Source organism: Alishewanella sp. HL-SH05 (genome assembly GCF_052655985.1).
In genome coordinates this window covers 3,072,984-3,088,663 of the sequence record NZ_CP199753.1, presented here as the reverse complement: position 1 = coordinate 3,088,663, position 15,680 = coordinate 3,072,984, and the positions used below count along the sequence as shown (strand labels likewise).

The following is a 15,680-nucleotide window of genomic DNA, read 5'->3' as shown; positions in this document are numbered from 1 at the left end:
GGCTGCCGGTGTTAGCCGGCAGCCAGCATTCTTAGAAGAAGTAACTAAAGGATAAGCGATAATTTCTTCCCAGGGCATTGTGATTAATCGTATCGACCCCACGGCTTGCACCATAAACCTTTGGTGGATCGCGGTCTAACAAATTATCAACACTGAAGGTGACCGTGGCGTTTTCAAAATCGTAACCCAGATAACCACGTAAGGTTGTCCATGACGACACATCACGCTCACCATTTTCATCTAAGGCACCAAGCTCTGCCATTTCGTCCAGATTACGCAAACGTAAGCGGCTAATGTCATCAGCATATGAAGCTGTGTAATTGGCGCTTAAGCCTGAGCTAAAGTTATCGGCACGCCAAGATACACGAAAATTAGCAATATTACGTGGATAGCGGTAAGTGCCTACCAGAGACTCGATTTCATCGGAGCCTGCTTTATTACGTTCAAAAGACAGATAGTGTGTCCAATCTAAATCTAAACCAAGTTTGCCGGTATTAAATTCAAAGGTGTGGCTTAAGCGGGTATCAATACCTTTAACCTGCTGGCGACCTACGTTATCCAGTAAAATGACATGGTCACGTTGTAACGGTAGGCTGGTAACACGGGCAGGGGTGCTGTTTACCCAGTTGCTTAGGATCTCTTGCATATTAGCGTTGGCATTCGTCAGATTGCGGCCCTGGCCATCGAGAACCTGGCAAATATTAAAACGATCACGGCCTACAGCTAAGTTAGGATTTAACGAAATACCGGTTTGACCATCAGGGACTAAACCACAGTGACGTTGCGTAACGTCATTAATACTGCGAGACATTGCGGCAGTTAAATCGGTGTCAACCAGCTTTTTATGATCAAACTGCCAATAGTCGACGGTAAGAGTAGTGTTACGTGTTGGGCTATAACCAAAACCAAGGCTTAACGATTCAGAGGTTTCCGCCTCTAGATCAGGATTGCCTAACTCTAACACGTTGACTGTACCTGTACCGCCTAGACCACCACAATAGAATTGGTTTACCAGCTCATTGGCTGAACAATCATATCGGGCGGTAGTGGTACGCAGTTTTACCCCTGCTTGAGTTAACGATGGCGCTCGGAAAGAGCTTGCCCAGGACGCGCGCATTACCAGTTCATCGGTTGGGCGGTAGGTAAAGCCAATTTTCGGATTAAAAGTACCGCCAAAATCGTTGTAGTGATCGTAACGGCCCGCAGCTAGCATTTCTACTTGCTCATTTAACGGCAGATAAATTTCACCAAATATTGCTGCCTGGTTACGGCTGGCTGTGGATAAACTGGAACCAAAACCAAAGACATCAACCAGATAGTCATTTTCGAAACGCGCTTGTGCATTTAAAGAAGGCTCATCGGTAATTTTTTCGCGGCGTAGTTCAGCACCAAAGGCAGCACGTACTAATTGATCATTAAACTCAAACAGATCGCCGCTAACACGTGCATCCCAACCGTATAACGTACTTAAGCCATCACGGGTTGGCACTTCTTGCGCCAGCGCCAATCGTGCTTCATTGGCGGCATCATTTTGCAAAAATGGATTATAGCTACCGGCCAGGTTAGCACCGCTATTGCAGCTTAAGCTGTTGCCATCCCTACTGGCAATACTGCCATCAGAGCAAAGCTCACCAGCAATAGCCGCATGGTATTTGTAGCGATTATAAATACCGGCTAGCGCTTCTTGTGTTGATTTAGAGCGCGAAAGGAGTATCGCACTTTCCCAATCCCAGTCACGATAAGTACCCGATAAACCAGAAACTAAACGCAGCGCCTCAGTTGTATTTTCCACCGTTCTTGGAGTATTAAAACGGGCATCAAACTGAAAACCGAATAAACGGCGACCGGTGGGTGAGAAAAATGGGTCCAGATAGATTTCATCGTCGCCAAAATAGATAAAGTTATTGTCGCGTGTGGTGCCAGGAAAAATATCCAGGGCATTTTCTGGCACCCAGGCGCCTTCGGCATCATTTAACTGATTGATGGGAGCTGGGCTAGAAACGGCGCTGGATTTAGTGCGGGTGTAGAATAAATCTGTCTGCCAGTTTAGATTTTGGGAGAGCGCTTTGTTAAACATTAAGCCAACAGCAGCACTTTCAATTGGGCTTCGCAAAACATCGTCTTCATTGGGATAATAAGAACAAATTTGCTCACCAAATTCGGTAGTCACCAATGGCGTGGCGCAGTCTGGGGTCGCAATTTCATTGCCACTTGCCGTTGAGAAATAATAGATATTTGGTGTGCCTTTGGGCAGATAAGAATAGTTACTTTTTAATAGGGGATCGCGGCTAAAACTGCGGTCAGTAGCACGGAATGTATTGCGATCATAAAAATCAGCAAATAGCGTTAGGTTTCCACCTGCTAATTGTTGGCCCCAAATAAGATTAAGGTTAGTGGTGCCTTCATCACTGGAAGCTGTGCTATTGCCGTAAGATAAATTGACCTCGGCTTTTTCATAGTCTTTTTTCAGAATATAGTTGATAACACCGGCTACGGCATCGGCACCGTAGATGGCCGAAGCGCCGGTAGCAAGAATTTCTACTCGTTCAATGGCCGCTAACGGAATGCTATTAATATCAACAAAGTTCTGGGTCCCAGCGGCAAAAGATGACGCGGCAACCCGGCGACCGTTAATTAAAGTAAGGGTTGAGGCTGGACCTAAACCACGCAGTGAAGCAGCTGATTGACCTGCTGGCGTTGCGGTAGAGGTTGCACCACTTTCTGATGTGGAGAAGGTACCGCTACCACCTCGTAACTGGCCTAGATCTTTTAGCAACTCGTAAAGTGAGCTAGCGCCCGAATTTTTAATATCTTCGGCTGATAATACTACAAGTGGCTGAGCACCTTCTAAATCTACACCTTTAATACGTGATCCGGTAACGGCAATTCGCTCTGGTTCTGTTTCGGTAGTGCTGTTTTGTTCAGCAATTTGCTGTGCATGTGTTTGAAAATTTAAAACTAGGGCGGCTGCTACAGCTAGAGAGAGTGTTGTGTAATGTGTCATAATTTTATACCCCGGGATATACGGCTGCACTGACATCGACAAAAGGCCAACCTCGTAGGCATGACACGTCAATGCAGCTGATAGCTTCATATTGCTTTTAGAGTTATTTGTTAGGTGTTGCTAACTGGCAACAAGCAGAAAGGCAGGCGACATTACAAGGCAAACGTAAAACGTCTGGCAAAATGTAACCTGTTACATTTCTACTCGTTAAACCACTCCGAGAGGTAGTATGACGAGTAGTGATATGAACCGAGCTGGATGGCTTTTTTTAACATATCGCTACTTAAAATAGGGTTAATAAATTGTACGCTTTTCAAAAAACCAGAAAATAAGTTCAGTTTATTGAATTTATCGTCTATTACACCAATAGAAATACTGCGCTTGCTGAAAACTGTCAAGCAGCAAATTGTTTTTTCTTGAAATTGGTTTTGCCGTTGCCGCTAAAAAAAGGGCATGAGTTAATTAGCTAGTTTAAAGAAAATTCAGCCCGCAAGGCGGGCTAAATTTTGAATTAAAACAGAGTTTTACAATAGTTTTTGATTATACTTCTAAGTAATCCAAAATACCTTCTGCCGCTTTACGACCTTGGGCAATAGCCGTAACGACCAGATCAGAGCCTAATACCATATCACCACCGGCAAACACTTTTTGCTGGTTGGTTTGTAAGGCATAAGGGCTTTGCTCACTGGCGACGACACGGCCTTTGTTATCCAAGGCGATACCCATATCAACTAACCATTTTGGTGGGCTTGGTTGAAAACCAAAAGCGATTACCACCGCATCGGCGGGGAGTATCTGTTCTGAACCTGGCACCGGCTCGGCACTGCGACGCCCTTTGGCATCTGGCTCACCTAATTGTGTGCTGATCACTTTAACACCACACACTTGGCCCGCATCGTTTAACTCAATACCCAAAGGTTGTAAATTAAATAAGAACTCAACACCCTCTTCGCGGGCATTTTGTACTTCTTTGCGTGACCCCGGCATATTGGCTTCATCGCGGCGATAAGCACAACTGACTTTATGCGCGCCCTGGCGGATCGAAGTGCGAACACAGTCCATCGCCGTATCACCGCCCCCTAATACCACGACTGTTTTGTCTTTTAAGCTGACAAATGGATGCTCGGTTTGCCAACCCATAAGGTTATTCACATTACCAATTAAAAATGGCAAGGCTTCATAAACGCCAGCGGCGTCTTCATTCAGTAAGCCACCTTTCATTGGGGTGTAGGTGCCTAAGGCTAAGAAAACCGCATCGTATTCATCCAGTAAGCTGTCGAAGCTAACATCTACGCCGACAGTGGTATTAAGCCTAAACTCGATACCCATTTCGCTGAAAATTTCACGGCGCAGTTGTAATACGCTTTTTTCCAGCTTAAACGGCGGAATACCAAAGGTTAGTAGGCCGCCAATCTCAGGATAACGATCAAATACCACCGGGCTAACACCATTGCGAACTAACACATCTGCACAGGCTAAACCCGCCGGGCCTGCACCAATAACCGCGACTTTCTTATCGGTTTTAACTACCGCCGATAAATCGGGTCGCCAGCCCATCGCAAAGGCTTTATCGGTAATATATTTCTCAATACTGCCGATAGTTACCGCACCAAAACCTTCATCCAAGGTACAAGCGCCTTCACATAAACGGTCTTGTGGGCAAACACGACCGCACACTTCAGGCAAGCTGTTGGTTTTATGCGCCAATTCTGCCGCTTCAACAATTTTGCCCTCGTTAGCCAGCTTCAACCACTGCGGAATATAGTTATGCACGGGGCACTTCCATTCGCAGTAGGGGTTACCGCAATCTAAGCAGCGGTCAGCCTGACCCTCTGCCTGAGTGGCGGTCAGTGGCTGATAAATTTCAACGAACTCAATTGTTCTTTCTGTTAGTGAGCGTTTTGGCGGATCAATCCGTTTTACGTCAATAAATTGGTATACATTCTGAGCCATAACGTCTCCCTTACATCGCTTGCACACGCAGCTCTGCTGAAGAGCGAGCGCGGTGTCCAAGCAAGGTATTTACATCGCTGGTTTTAGGTTTAACCAGCTTAAACTTCGGTAAATAATGCGTAAAATCATTTAAAATACGCTGCGCTTTGTCACTGCCCGTTTCTTCAACATGTTGATGTAACAAGCTGCGCAAATGTTCTTGCAGGATCGGTGTTTCGACCTCGAGGGCTTCAACCAATTCGGCATTTAAGCGTAACGCTAAATCATCTTGCTCATCTAACAAATAGGCGAAACCACCAGTCATACCTGCGCCAAAGTTCACGCCGGTGCAACCCAGAACCACCACAACACCGCCTGTCATATATTCACAGCAGTTATCGCCTGTCCCTTCGACTACTGCCAGGGCACCCGAATTACGCACCGCGAAACGTTCACCTACCTGACCTGCGGCATATAAACGGCCACCCGTCGCACCGTATAAGCAAGTATTACCGGCAATGGTAAAACCGTTTCTAGCAAAGCTGGCGCCTTTTGCTGGGAAGATGGCAATTTGACCACCGGTCATGCCTTTGCCGACATAATCGTTGGCATCGCCTTGCAAAGATAAATGCAAGCCACCGGCATTCCAAACACCAAAGCTTTGACCCGCAGTACCAACAAACTTAACGCGGATCGGATCGGTTGCCATACCCTGATTACCGTGCTGGCGAGCAATTAAGCCTGACAAGGCGGCGCCGACGGAACGATCGGTATTGCGGATCGGTAAGTTCAATTGACCACCGGTTTTACGGCTGACCATTTGCTGGCACTTTTCAAACAATAACTGGTTTAACGCACCCGGATCGAATGGCGTATTGTTTTGTACACAAAACAGCGGTTTATCGGATTTCACACCACTAGATTCGAGGATCGGTGATAAATCTAAACGGCTTTGTTTCAGTGTTTCGGTCGCTTTATGGTCGAGTAAATCAGTGCGGCCAATTAAATCGGTTAATTCCTTCACCCCTAGTTGCGCCATCAACTCTCGCACTTCTTGCGCTAAGAATGTGAAATAGTTCATCACCATTTCAGGTAAGCCATTAAAGTGATCACGGCGTAGCGTGGCATCTTGAGTGGCCACACCCGTAGCACAGTTGTTTAAGTGACAGATGCGCAGGAATTTACAGCCCAGCGCCACCATAGGCCCAGTACCAAAACCAAAGCTTTCAGCACCTAAGATAGCCGCTTTAACCACGTCTAAGCCGGTTTTTAAGCCGCCATCAACTTGCAAGCGCACTCGATCCCGTAAACCGTTATCCACTAACGCTTGATGAACTTCTGCTAAACCCAGCTCCCATGGACTACCAGCATATTTTACTGAGGTCAGTGGGCTAGCGCCCGTGCCGCCGTCATAGCCAGAAACAGTAATTAAATCGGCATAGGCTTTCGCCACACCGGTGGCAATAGTACCGATGCCAGGCTCTGATACCAATTTAACCGAGATCAGCGCTTGTGGATTAACCTGTTTTAAATCGAAAATAAGCTGCGCTAAATCTTCAATTGAATAGATGTCATGGTGCGGAGGGGGTGAAATTAACGTCACGCCCGGAACCGAATAACGTAAACGGGCAATTTCGGCAGTGACTTTTTCACCCGGTAGCTGACCACCTTCTCCTGGCTTAGCACCTTGTGCAACCTTGATTTGAATAACTTCGGCATTGACCAAGTAATGCGGAGTGACTCCAAAACGACCGGAAGCCACTTGCTTAATTTTCGAGTTCTTTTCTGTACCGAAACGCCGTGGATCTTCACCGCCTTCACCAGAATTAGAACGACCGCCTAAACGGTTCATGGCAATCGCTAGGGCTTCATGCGCTTCTGGGCTTAAAGCACCAATCGACATTGCCGCACTATCAAAGCGAGGATATAGGTGTTCTGCGGCCGCAACTTCGGCTAATGGCAGCGGTGTTGCTACCGGTTTTAGTTGAAATAAATCGCGAATATGCGCGATCGGCCGCTGATTAACTAAGGCACTGTACTGTTGATATTCTTTGTAATCGCCACTGCGCACAGCCTTTTGTAGCGTTTGCACCACATCGGGGTTGTAGGCATGGTATTCACCATCGTGTACATATTTCAGTAAGCCACCATGATTCATCGGTTTACGTTTTAACCAAGCGATATTTGCCAGTTGTTGCGCATCTTGCTGGAAGTCGGCAAAACTTGCACCACTGATGCGTGAAGAAATATCAACAAAGCATTGTTGTACCACTTCGGCATGAATGCCCACGGCTTCAAATAGGTTTGAACAACGGTAGCTTGCTACCGTAGAGATCCCCATTTTCGACATGATTTTATACAAGCCTTTGTTGATCCCTTTACGGTAATTCAACACCGCCTGACGTGCACTTAGCGCCACATTACCTTTCTCAACCAGCTGTTCAACGGTTTCGTAGGCTAAAAACGGGTAAATGGCCGTCGCGCCTAAACCAATTAATACCGCGAAGTGGTGAGAATCACGGGCTGCGGCAGTTTCAATGATGATGTTCGAGTCACAACGTAACTGTGCATTCACCAAAGCTTGTTGCACGGCACCGACCGCCATGGCGGCGGGGATGGGCAATAATTCTTGGCTGATCCGGCGATCGGTTAGAATCACCAAAACCACTTGCTGCTCACGCACCGCGGTAACAATGTCTTGGCACAAATTGGTCACGGCTTGCTGCAAGCTTAGCTTGGCAGGATCAAAATTTAGCGAGAAAATTTGATGGCGATAATATTTATCGTCGGCTTGTTTCAGTTGTTTTAAATCTGAATACATTAGTATTGGAGATTCAAACTGGATGCGCCGTGCATAACCGGCAGTTTCTCTGAACACATTGTGCTCTCGACCAATACTGGTCGCTAATGACATCACATGCGATTCACGTAACGGATCGATAGGTGGGTTAGTCACCTGCGCAAACTGCTGGCGGAAATAATCAAACATGGTGCGTGGCTTGCGCGACAACACGGCCATTGGCGTATCATCACCCATAGAGCCAACGGCTTCTTGACCATCTTTAGCTAACACCGTCATCACTTGGTCGATTTCTTCATAACTGTAGTTAAACAGTTTATGCATCACCAACATTTCATCGTCAGTAAAGGCCCGCTTACCAATTAAGTCTGTTTCATACTGCTCATAAGGCACCAGCCGCTGCACGTTTTCGGTTAACCAACTGCGATAGGGGTGACGTTGCATTAAATCTAAATCGATTTCATCTGAGCGCCAGATCTTGCCATTAATAGTGTCGATTGCCAGCATTTCGCCTGGGCCAACTCGACCTTTTTCCACCACTTCGTCTGGGGTGTAGTCCCAAATACCTACTTCAGAAGCCAAGGTAATTAATTTGTCGCGCGTGATCACAAAGCGAGCAGGGCGCAGGCCATTTCGATCCAGGTTACACGCCACATGCTGGCCATTGGTTAACACGATACCCGCTGGTCCATCCCATGGCTCCATATGCATGGAGTTAAATTCGTAAAAGGCTTTAAGATTATCATCCATCACCTTATTACCCTGCCAAGCAGGCGGCACGAGTAAACGCATCGCACGGAATAAGTCCATACCGCCGGCAAGTAGCAACTCAAGCTGATTGTCTAGCGAGCTTGAGTCTGAGCCTGTTTGGCCGACAAAGGGCGCTGCATCTAATAAGTCAGGTAATAGTGGCGAGGCAAATTTGTATTGCCGGGCGCGAGCCCACTGCCGGTTACCCGTGATGGTATTTATTTCGCCATTGTGCGCTAAGAAACGGAAAGGCTGTGCTAACTTCCAGCGCGGCATGGTATTGGTAGAAAAACGTTGGTGGAACACGCAAATGGCAGTTTCCATGCGAATATCGGCTAAGTCGAGATAATACTTTGGCAAGTCTGCCGGCATCATCAAGCCTTTAAACACCGTGACCAGTGAAGAGAAGCTGGGGATATAAAAATCGTCATCTTCAACCAGTTGTTGTTCAACCCGGCGACGAACCATATAAAGTCGGCGTTCTAAATCGTGATCACCCCAGCCATGTGGTGCATTAACGATCACTTGTTCAATTTTTGGCATGGAGCTCAAGGCCAAAGGGCCGAGCACATTGGCATCAACAGGTACGGTGCGCCATGCCACTAAAGTGAGTGTTTCACGGGCAATTTCTTTGTTGATAATGTCTTTAGCAAAGGCCGCTTTAACCGGATCTGCGCTTAAAAAGATCATCCCTACGCCATATTTTTTGGCCAGGTTCCACTGATTTTCTTCTGCTATCGCCCGAAAAAAACTGTCGGGTTTTTGCATTAATAGGCCGCAACCATCGCCGGTTTTACCGTCGGCAGAAATACCGCCGCGATGTTGCATGCGATCCAGACCATTGATAGCTGTTCTCACAATGCGGTGACTGGCGACACCCTCTAGGTGCGCAATCAGCCCAAAGCCACAGTTCTCTCTTGCCTGACTATGCTGATATAACGCCATGACACGCCTCCAAACTTATCCTGAAAAAAATAAATATTTACTATTTTTGAATTATTATTCTGATTTTTATTTGTGATGCTACGGTGAAAACCGTGCGGCAGTGTTAAAAGAAGAGCTAGTTGTAGCGTGCTTTTATCTGCGTTTTTAGCCATCTATACTTTCAAAGGCTAACAGGTATACCGATATTTTAGTGAAATTGCAAGCGAGATTTACCCTTTGGATGCGGCATTAATGCTGAGCTTGTGCAGTTTTCACTTAAGGTATGCGCTACCTTGTAAAGCTGTAATCCAAGCTGGTGACTTTTAACCGCTACAACAAAGTAACGTTTACAGATCCAACTGCTTGTTATTAATCACAGTCAAATAATTATGCGTTACTTACTGCTGAGCCCTCGAGCTGAGCGCCACGGCCATAGCATTGGCAAAGCAAGCAATAACCGCTACTCTACGTCCATCTTAACCTTAGTAAGTTTAGTGGCTGTTTGCTTATCTGGTAAAATTTATTCAGCCTTTCTTTTAAGGTGATTTCTTTTGCTTTAATAGCGATGTTATCGCTGGCCGCGTAGCCCAAAACAGCAGGAATGTGTTCTATATGCAAAATCCCGTTCACCCTCAAATTAAAGCATTTGCTAGCCGAGTGCGGCATTGGGGGCATTGGCCATTAGGCATATTATTAGTAGTGCTGTTAGCGACGCTGGTATTGCTCAGTTATGTTGCTTATACCGCGGTGTTTGATCGTGAAGTGATCTTGCACGAATTACAGTTATTACTAATTTATGTTGTACCACTATTGTCTTCCGTGATGATGGTGGTGTTTTACTTAGTGCTGAAACTCGATGGCGCTTTGCGTTTTGTTGATGATTCTGCGCAAGCTGAGCGGCAACTCAACCAATCGATGCAAGAAAATATACGCCAGCTTAACTTTGAAATTGAAGAGCGGAAAAAAGCGTTTGAAGCAAAACGCCGAGCCATTGAAGAGTTAAGAAAAGAAATTAGCGAGCGGCGCAAAACTGAGCAGGAGTTAGCTGAGCAAAGCTTATTAATCCGCTCGATTGTTGATAGCTCACCCGATCTTTTTTATTACCGCGATGAAAAGGGCTTATTAGCCAGTTGCAATAAAATGTTTGAGAGCATAATGGCGCGGCCAATGCACGAATTAATTGGGCAAGATTTAACGAAGCTGTATGCTTTTGATAGCCCACAAGCGGCAATTTTGTCTGAGTATGGCTTACCATCACCTGAAACCGAATTAACGCTAGATATCGAATTTAAACAAGCTGACAATTCAATCAGTTGGTTTGAAATGCGTCATCTGCCTTTTTATGATCGACAAGGCCGGTATATCGGTTTGTTAGGGTTTGGGCGCGATATCACCTCGCGTAAATTAGCTGAACAAGCCCTAGAAAAAGCCTATCAAGATAAAGGCCAATTTATTGCCACCTTAAGTCATGAACTGCGCACGCCGTTAAATGGGATTGTCGGTTTATCGCGCCGCTTACTCAGCAGCAATTTGTCGACAGAGCAATTTAGCTGGGCCAATACTATTTTTACCAGTGCCGAGACGTTGGGTAATATTTTTAACGATATTATCGATCTCGATAAAATTGATCGGCGTGAGCTTGATATTATTTATCAAAGTGTTCATCTGCAGCGCTTTTTACAAGATATCGCCAATTTTGCTGAGTTAATTTGTCAGCAAAAGGGGCTTGCGTTCAGCCTAACCACCAGCGGCAACCAGGATTGTTATTTATTGTTAGATGCTACGCGGCTGCGGCAGGTGTTATGGAATTTACTGAGCAACGCCGTTAAGTTTACGCGTCAAGGTCAGGTACAGTTAGACTGTCAAATTATTGATGAGTCGTTACTGCTTAGCGTCAGTGATACCGGTATTGGGATTGCGCAGCATGAGCAAGAGCGTATCTTTGATATGTATTATAAATCGCAAGATGGCCATCGCTTAAGTATTGTCGGCTCAGGTATCGGTTTATCGGTATCACGGGTGCTTGTTGAGGCGATGCAGGGGACTATTCGCGTGCAAAGCCAACAAGGCACGGGTAGCTGCTTTATTGTTGGTTTACCAATTATTAGTGCCGATGCACCCGCCAAAGTTGAGCCGGTTGCGTGTCCTGAGCTCACCATCTTACTCATTGAAGATGTGCCGCTAAACGCCGATATTGCCATTGCCTTACTCGAGCAACGTGGTCATACCGTGATCCACGCTGAAACAGGCGAGGATGCCTTAGCCTTACTGGATACGGAAGATGATTTAGATTTGGTGTTACTCGATATGCAATTACCTGATATGGATGGGGATGTGATTGCCAGACATATTCGAGCCGAGCCGCATTTAGCGAATTTACCGATTGTCATGCTCAGTGCTAATGTCCGAAAAGCGCAGCAAGTACTGAGCGACATTTGCTTAGATGGTGCTTTAAGTAAGCCACTAAATACGGATAAATTAGATTTATTATTAGCTGAGCTGTTTTCACCCAGTGCGTTAAAGCGCTTACAGTTAGAGCAGGCTCAGACTAAAGATGATACTGCAACACAAGATAATGCCATTCTTGATGATAAGACCTTACAAAGTTATCTGCAGTCATTAGGTAAAGAGGGCATGCAACGCAGCGCGACGTTGTTTGCGCAGCTGTTACCGGGTTATATCAATAAATTATTAGAGGCGGTAGTACAACAGCATCAAGAAGAGCTTGCAGCTAATGCGCATAAGCTTAAAGGCGCTGCGGCAGCGGTTGGTTTACGTTGGGTGCAAGAGCAGGCACGACAATTAGAAGAAACAAGTTTAAAGCAAGCAGGTTTAGAGCGAAGGATCTTGGAGTTACATTTTACTACAGAGCAGCATTTAACTGCTCTGCAGCAATATATCGAACGTTACTAATTACTTTTCGAGTTTACCCACAAAGCGGTAACCTTCACCATGGATGGTGCTGATTAACTCTGGGCTATCCACGTCAGATTCGAAATGTTTACGAATACGGCGGATTGTCACATCGACAGTCCGATCGTTTGGCCGTAAATCACGACCTGTCATATGACGGATCAGCTGCTCGCGAGTAAAGATTTTACCTGGGGTGTCTAACATCAAGCGTAATGCCCGATACTCACCTTTTGGCAACCGACGTGCAACACCGCTTGGCGAAGTCAGATTACGGCTGTTTTCGTCTAGCGTCCAACCATTAAACTTTAAAACACTTTTATGCTCTTCAACCACCGGTTGAGCAGAGGTACGGCCCAGTAGGTTACGTGCCCGGATCGTTAATTCACGTGGATTAAACGGTTTTGTTAAATAATCATCGGCGCCAATTTCTAACCCTAAAATGCGATCGACTTCGCTATCGCGACCGGTTAAAAAGATCAGACCGATATTTTCTTTTTGGCGTAACTCCCTCGCCAGAATTAAGCCATTCTTACCTGGCAGATTAATATCCATCACGATTAGATTGACTTGATTTTCCTCCAGTTTTTTGTGCATCTCATCGCCATTAATGGCTTCGATCACATCATAACCTTCTCCCTGGAACAGACTTACCAGATTTAATCGGGTAACTTCTTCATCTTCAACGACTAGAATCACAGGTGTTTGCATTGGAGTTAAACCTTATATAGGAAGTGTAAAAGTTAAGTTTTTAAATGAAGGAAACTTGACGTTGTGTTGTCAAATTAGTGCTAATTATAGCGTGAAACGGCAAATGTTAACAAGATTTTTGTTAACATTTGCCGATACTGTCGATTAGAGTATGACTAAGTCTTTATATTTCAATCGTTAATGAAATTACTTTTTCAGCGGCTGTGCGCTGGTGGGGAAGTCGATATCAATTGTTACACCGTTCCCTAATTGACTATCAAGGTAAATGTTGCCATTTAAAGCTTGAGTAACAAGGTTGTAGACCAAGTGCATACCCAAACCGCTACCCCCCTCTCCGCGCTTAGTGGTAACAAAGGGATCAAAAATACGTTTACGAATATGCTCAGGAACACCTTTACCATCATCTTTGTAACACAAGTAACAGCGATTTTGGCGCTGCTCGGCACTGATCAGAATATGACCTTGGCTATTAGGCTCGTAAGCATGAATAAGGCTGTTCATAATCAGGTTAATTAAGATTTGGTTGATGGGCCCTGGTTTGCTGATGATAAATAAGTCGTCTGGACATTGCACAGTCAGTTGATGCGGTGTTTTTTTCAAATGAGGTCTTAATGACAATAACACTTCATTAATCAACTGTTTTAAATTAAAGCGCCGCTGATTTTCGTTAGACTGATCTACTGCTACCTGTTTAAAGCTGCTGATTAAACCGGCCGCCCGCTCCAAATTTCTATAAATAATGCCAAGGTTTTCTTTGCTATCAGCCAAAAAGCGTTGTAATTGATTAGCCGTGAGTTTTTTATCGGCAAATGCGCGTTCGATATCTTGAATACGATCTTGCATTAAGGTTGACGCGGTTACGCCTAACCCAATAGGAGTATTCACTTCATGGGCAATGCCCGCCACCATTTGCCCGAGACTGGCCATTTTCTCGGTTTCGACAATTTGCGTTTGATATTTATGTAAGGTTGCTAGGGTGTTCAATAACTCTTGATTGGAGGTTTTTAATGCCAGTGTACGCTCAGTCACTGTTTGCTCGAGGTTTTGGTTTAATTGTTTAATTTCTTGCTCGGCATGTTCGCGTTTGTGCAGCTCATTTTCAATACGATCCATCATGGTATTAAAGGCCCGGTTTAGCTGATTAAACTCGGTTAATTCAGTGGTCGGGGCGCGCACACTGTAGTCTTTACTGCGGGCGACCTGATGTACTAATGCCAATAAGGTATTAATAGGTTTGGTAAAGTATTTTAAAAGCTTAAATGCCAGAAAAAAGCATAATATCAGTGCCATGGCGGCAATCAGCAGGTTTATCAGTGTTTGCTGGCGCTGCGAGCTTAACAGTTCTTGGCGGCTTGCTCTTAAATAAACATAACCAAGCAACTTGTCATTTAGCAGGATGGCTTTGCTTTGCTCCATCAAATCATCATTAACCGCTAACGTGGTTAAGTGTTCGACTCGATGCTGTTGGGAAGGTAAAGCAGCGCTATCTGCTTTATTAAAACTGGCAAAAAAATTGAGTTTGTTTTCAGAATCATCCCATTGATAAATATGGACATATTTAATCATAGGTATCGAATCTAATGCTTTGAGGCGTTGTTCTTCTAGCTCTGGTTTATTGTGATGTAAATTGGATTGGGCATTCACTGCAATAATGTTTAGCAAGGAACTGAATTGGTTTTGTTGTTGCGTGTTTTGTCGCAGGTAATCCAGATAATTCGTGAGAAACAAGGTTAATGCCAAAGTAATGCTACAAATCAGCATAACTAACCAAATTAAAGCGGCTTTCATTGAGGTGGCTCGGGCTTTAACTGTCATTTTGTAGGCAGGACTTCCTTGTTGACTCACTAAACTTGTGTTTGATGCTAAACATATATTGGCTTTTTGCAAAGAGTTACTGGAAAAATTATTTTCGCGGTTTATAGTAATCACGAGCAATCAGTTAGGAGTGTGATGATGGAACTGTGGCAACATTACAAAAACAGTATCTTTTTATGTCATCAACGTTTAGCCACGCATCTTAGCTTTGCCATTGTGAGCGCACAAAACCCCGCAGGAGTAAATGCACCAGCCGTGTACAACCGCTTGTTGGATAAACAACTGCAAGCACAGCTGCAGCAAACCGGCTTAGCGTATCGCTCGGTTATCGGCTCGGCCCCAGATCGTTCTTTTGAAGAAAGAAGTTGGATGGTGTTGTGCGATAAAGTTCAAGCGATTGCACTTGGGCGATTGTTTACGCAAAATGCGATTTTTTGGGTTGATAAGAACGAGCTGTATCTCGTGCCAGTTTTAATGCAACAGCCAGAAGAGCACTTAGGTGGCTTCGCTAATCGTTTGGTGCTGTTACCGGCCTAACGCTCACGTCGTAACACTTGTAATATCGCTTCAACCTCAATAGGTAAATCGCTTTGTAATTGCTGCTTTAAACGCAGTTGAGCAAGTCGCGCTTCAGGTGTCGTGGCAGGGGCGAGCAGTGGACTAAAATCGGTTACGCAAATACAGCGTACCGCCATTTTATTCACATCGGGCAATTGCACGGCTCGATAAATTTGATGTGGGCAGGCGGTATTACGCAAACTGGACTGTAAGCAACTCTTAACCTGCTCAGCCGATAACTCGGCACTGCAGGCTAAGAGTAACAGTAACAATAAT

General features: G+C 45.2%; 8 protein-coding genes. 2 read left to right on the top strand and 6 right to left on the bottom strand.

The window, feature by feature from the left end:
- Positions 1-31: 31 nt before the first annotated feature.
- The 3 genes from ACUJFL_RS14135 to gltB form a co-directional block, all read right to left on the bottom strand.
- Entirely contained in the window at positions 32-3,004 is a 2,973-nt protein-coding gene (locus ACUJFL_RS14135; protein ID WP_445427821.1) for a TonB-dependent receptor domain-containing protein, read from the bottom strand.
- A gap of 540 nt (positions 3,005-3,544) precedes the next feature.
- Positions 3,545-4,957, bottom strand: coding sequence for an FAD-dependent oxidoreductase (locus tag ACUJFL_RS14130; protein WP_226752287.1), 1,413 nt, complete (start codon positions 4,955-4,957; stop codon positions 3,545-3,547).
- Positions 4,958-4,967: 10 nt separating this feature from the next.
- Entirely contained in the window at positions 4,968-9,431 is a 4,464-nt protein-coding gene (gltB, locus tag ACUJFL_RS14125; protein ID WP_445427820.1) for a glutamate synthase large subunit, read from the bottom strand.
- A gap of 591 nt (positions 9,432-10,022) precedes the next feature.
- On the opposite strand from gltB, the gene ACUJFL_RS14120 reads away from it, so the two are divergent.
- The gene (locus tag ACUJFL_RS14120; RefSeq protein WP_445427819.1) at positions 10,023-12,323 is read left to right on the top strand and encodes an ATP-binding protein; all 2,301 of its coding nucleotides are present in this window, start codon (positions 10,023-10,025) and stop codon (positions 12,321-12,323) included.
- Here ACUJFL_RS14120 and arcA read toward each other — a convergent pair whose 3' ends face one another.
- Together arcA and ACUJFL_RS14110 are read right to left on the bottom strand one after the other, a co-directional pair.
- A complete protein-coding gene (arcA, locus tag ACUJFL_RS14115) occupies positions 12,324-13,031 on the bottom strand; it encodes a two-component system response regulator ArcA (protein ID WP_226752290.1) in 708 nt (235 codons plus the stop codon). It abuts the gene before it with no gap.
- 186 nt (positions 13,032-13,217) lie between these two features.
- Positions 13,218-14,846, bottom strand: coding sequence for a sensor histidine kinase (locus ACUJFL_RS14110; RefSeq protein ID WP_445427818.1), 1,629 nt, complete (start codon positions 14,844-14,846; stop codon positions 13,218-13,220).
- A gap of 135 nt (positions 14,847-14,981) precedes the next feature.
- Here ACUJFL_RS14110 and ACUJFL_RS14105 point away from each other — a divergent pair, with 135 nt between their 5' ends.
- Entirely contained in the window at positions 14,982-15,383 is a 402-nt protein-coding gene (locus ACUJFL_RS14105) for a DUF3293 domain-containing protein (protein WP_226752292.1), read from the top strand.
- On the opposite strand, the gene ACUJFL_RS14100 is transcribed toward ACUJFL_RS14105, so the two are convergent.
- Positions 15,380-15,676, bottom strand: a complete 297-nt coding sequence (locus tag ACUJFL_RS14100; RefSeq protein ID WP_445425311.1) for a hypothetical protein — start codon at positions 15,674-15,676, stop codon at positions 15,380-15,382. The genes ACUJFL_RS14105 and ACUJFL_RS14100 overlap by 4 nt on opposite strands.
- Between the last annotated feature and the right edge of the window lie 4 nt (positions 15,677-15,680).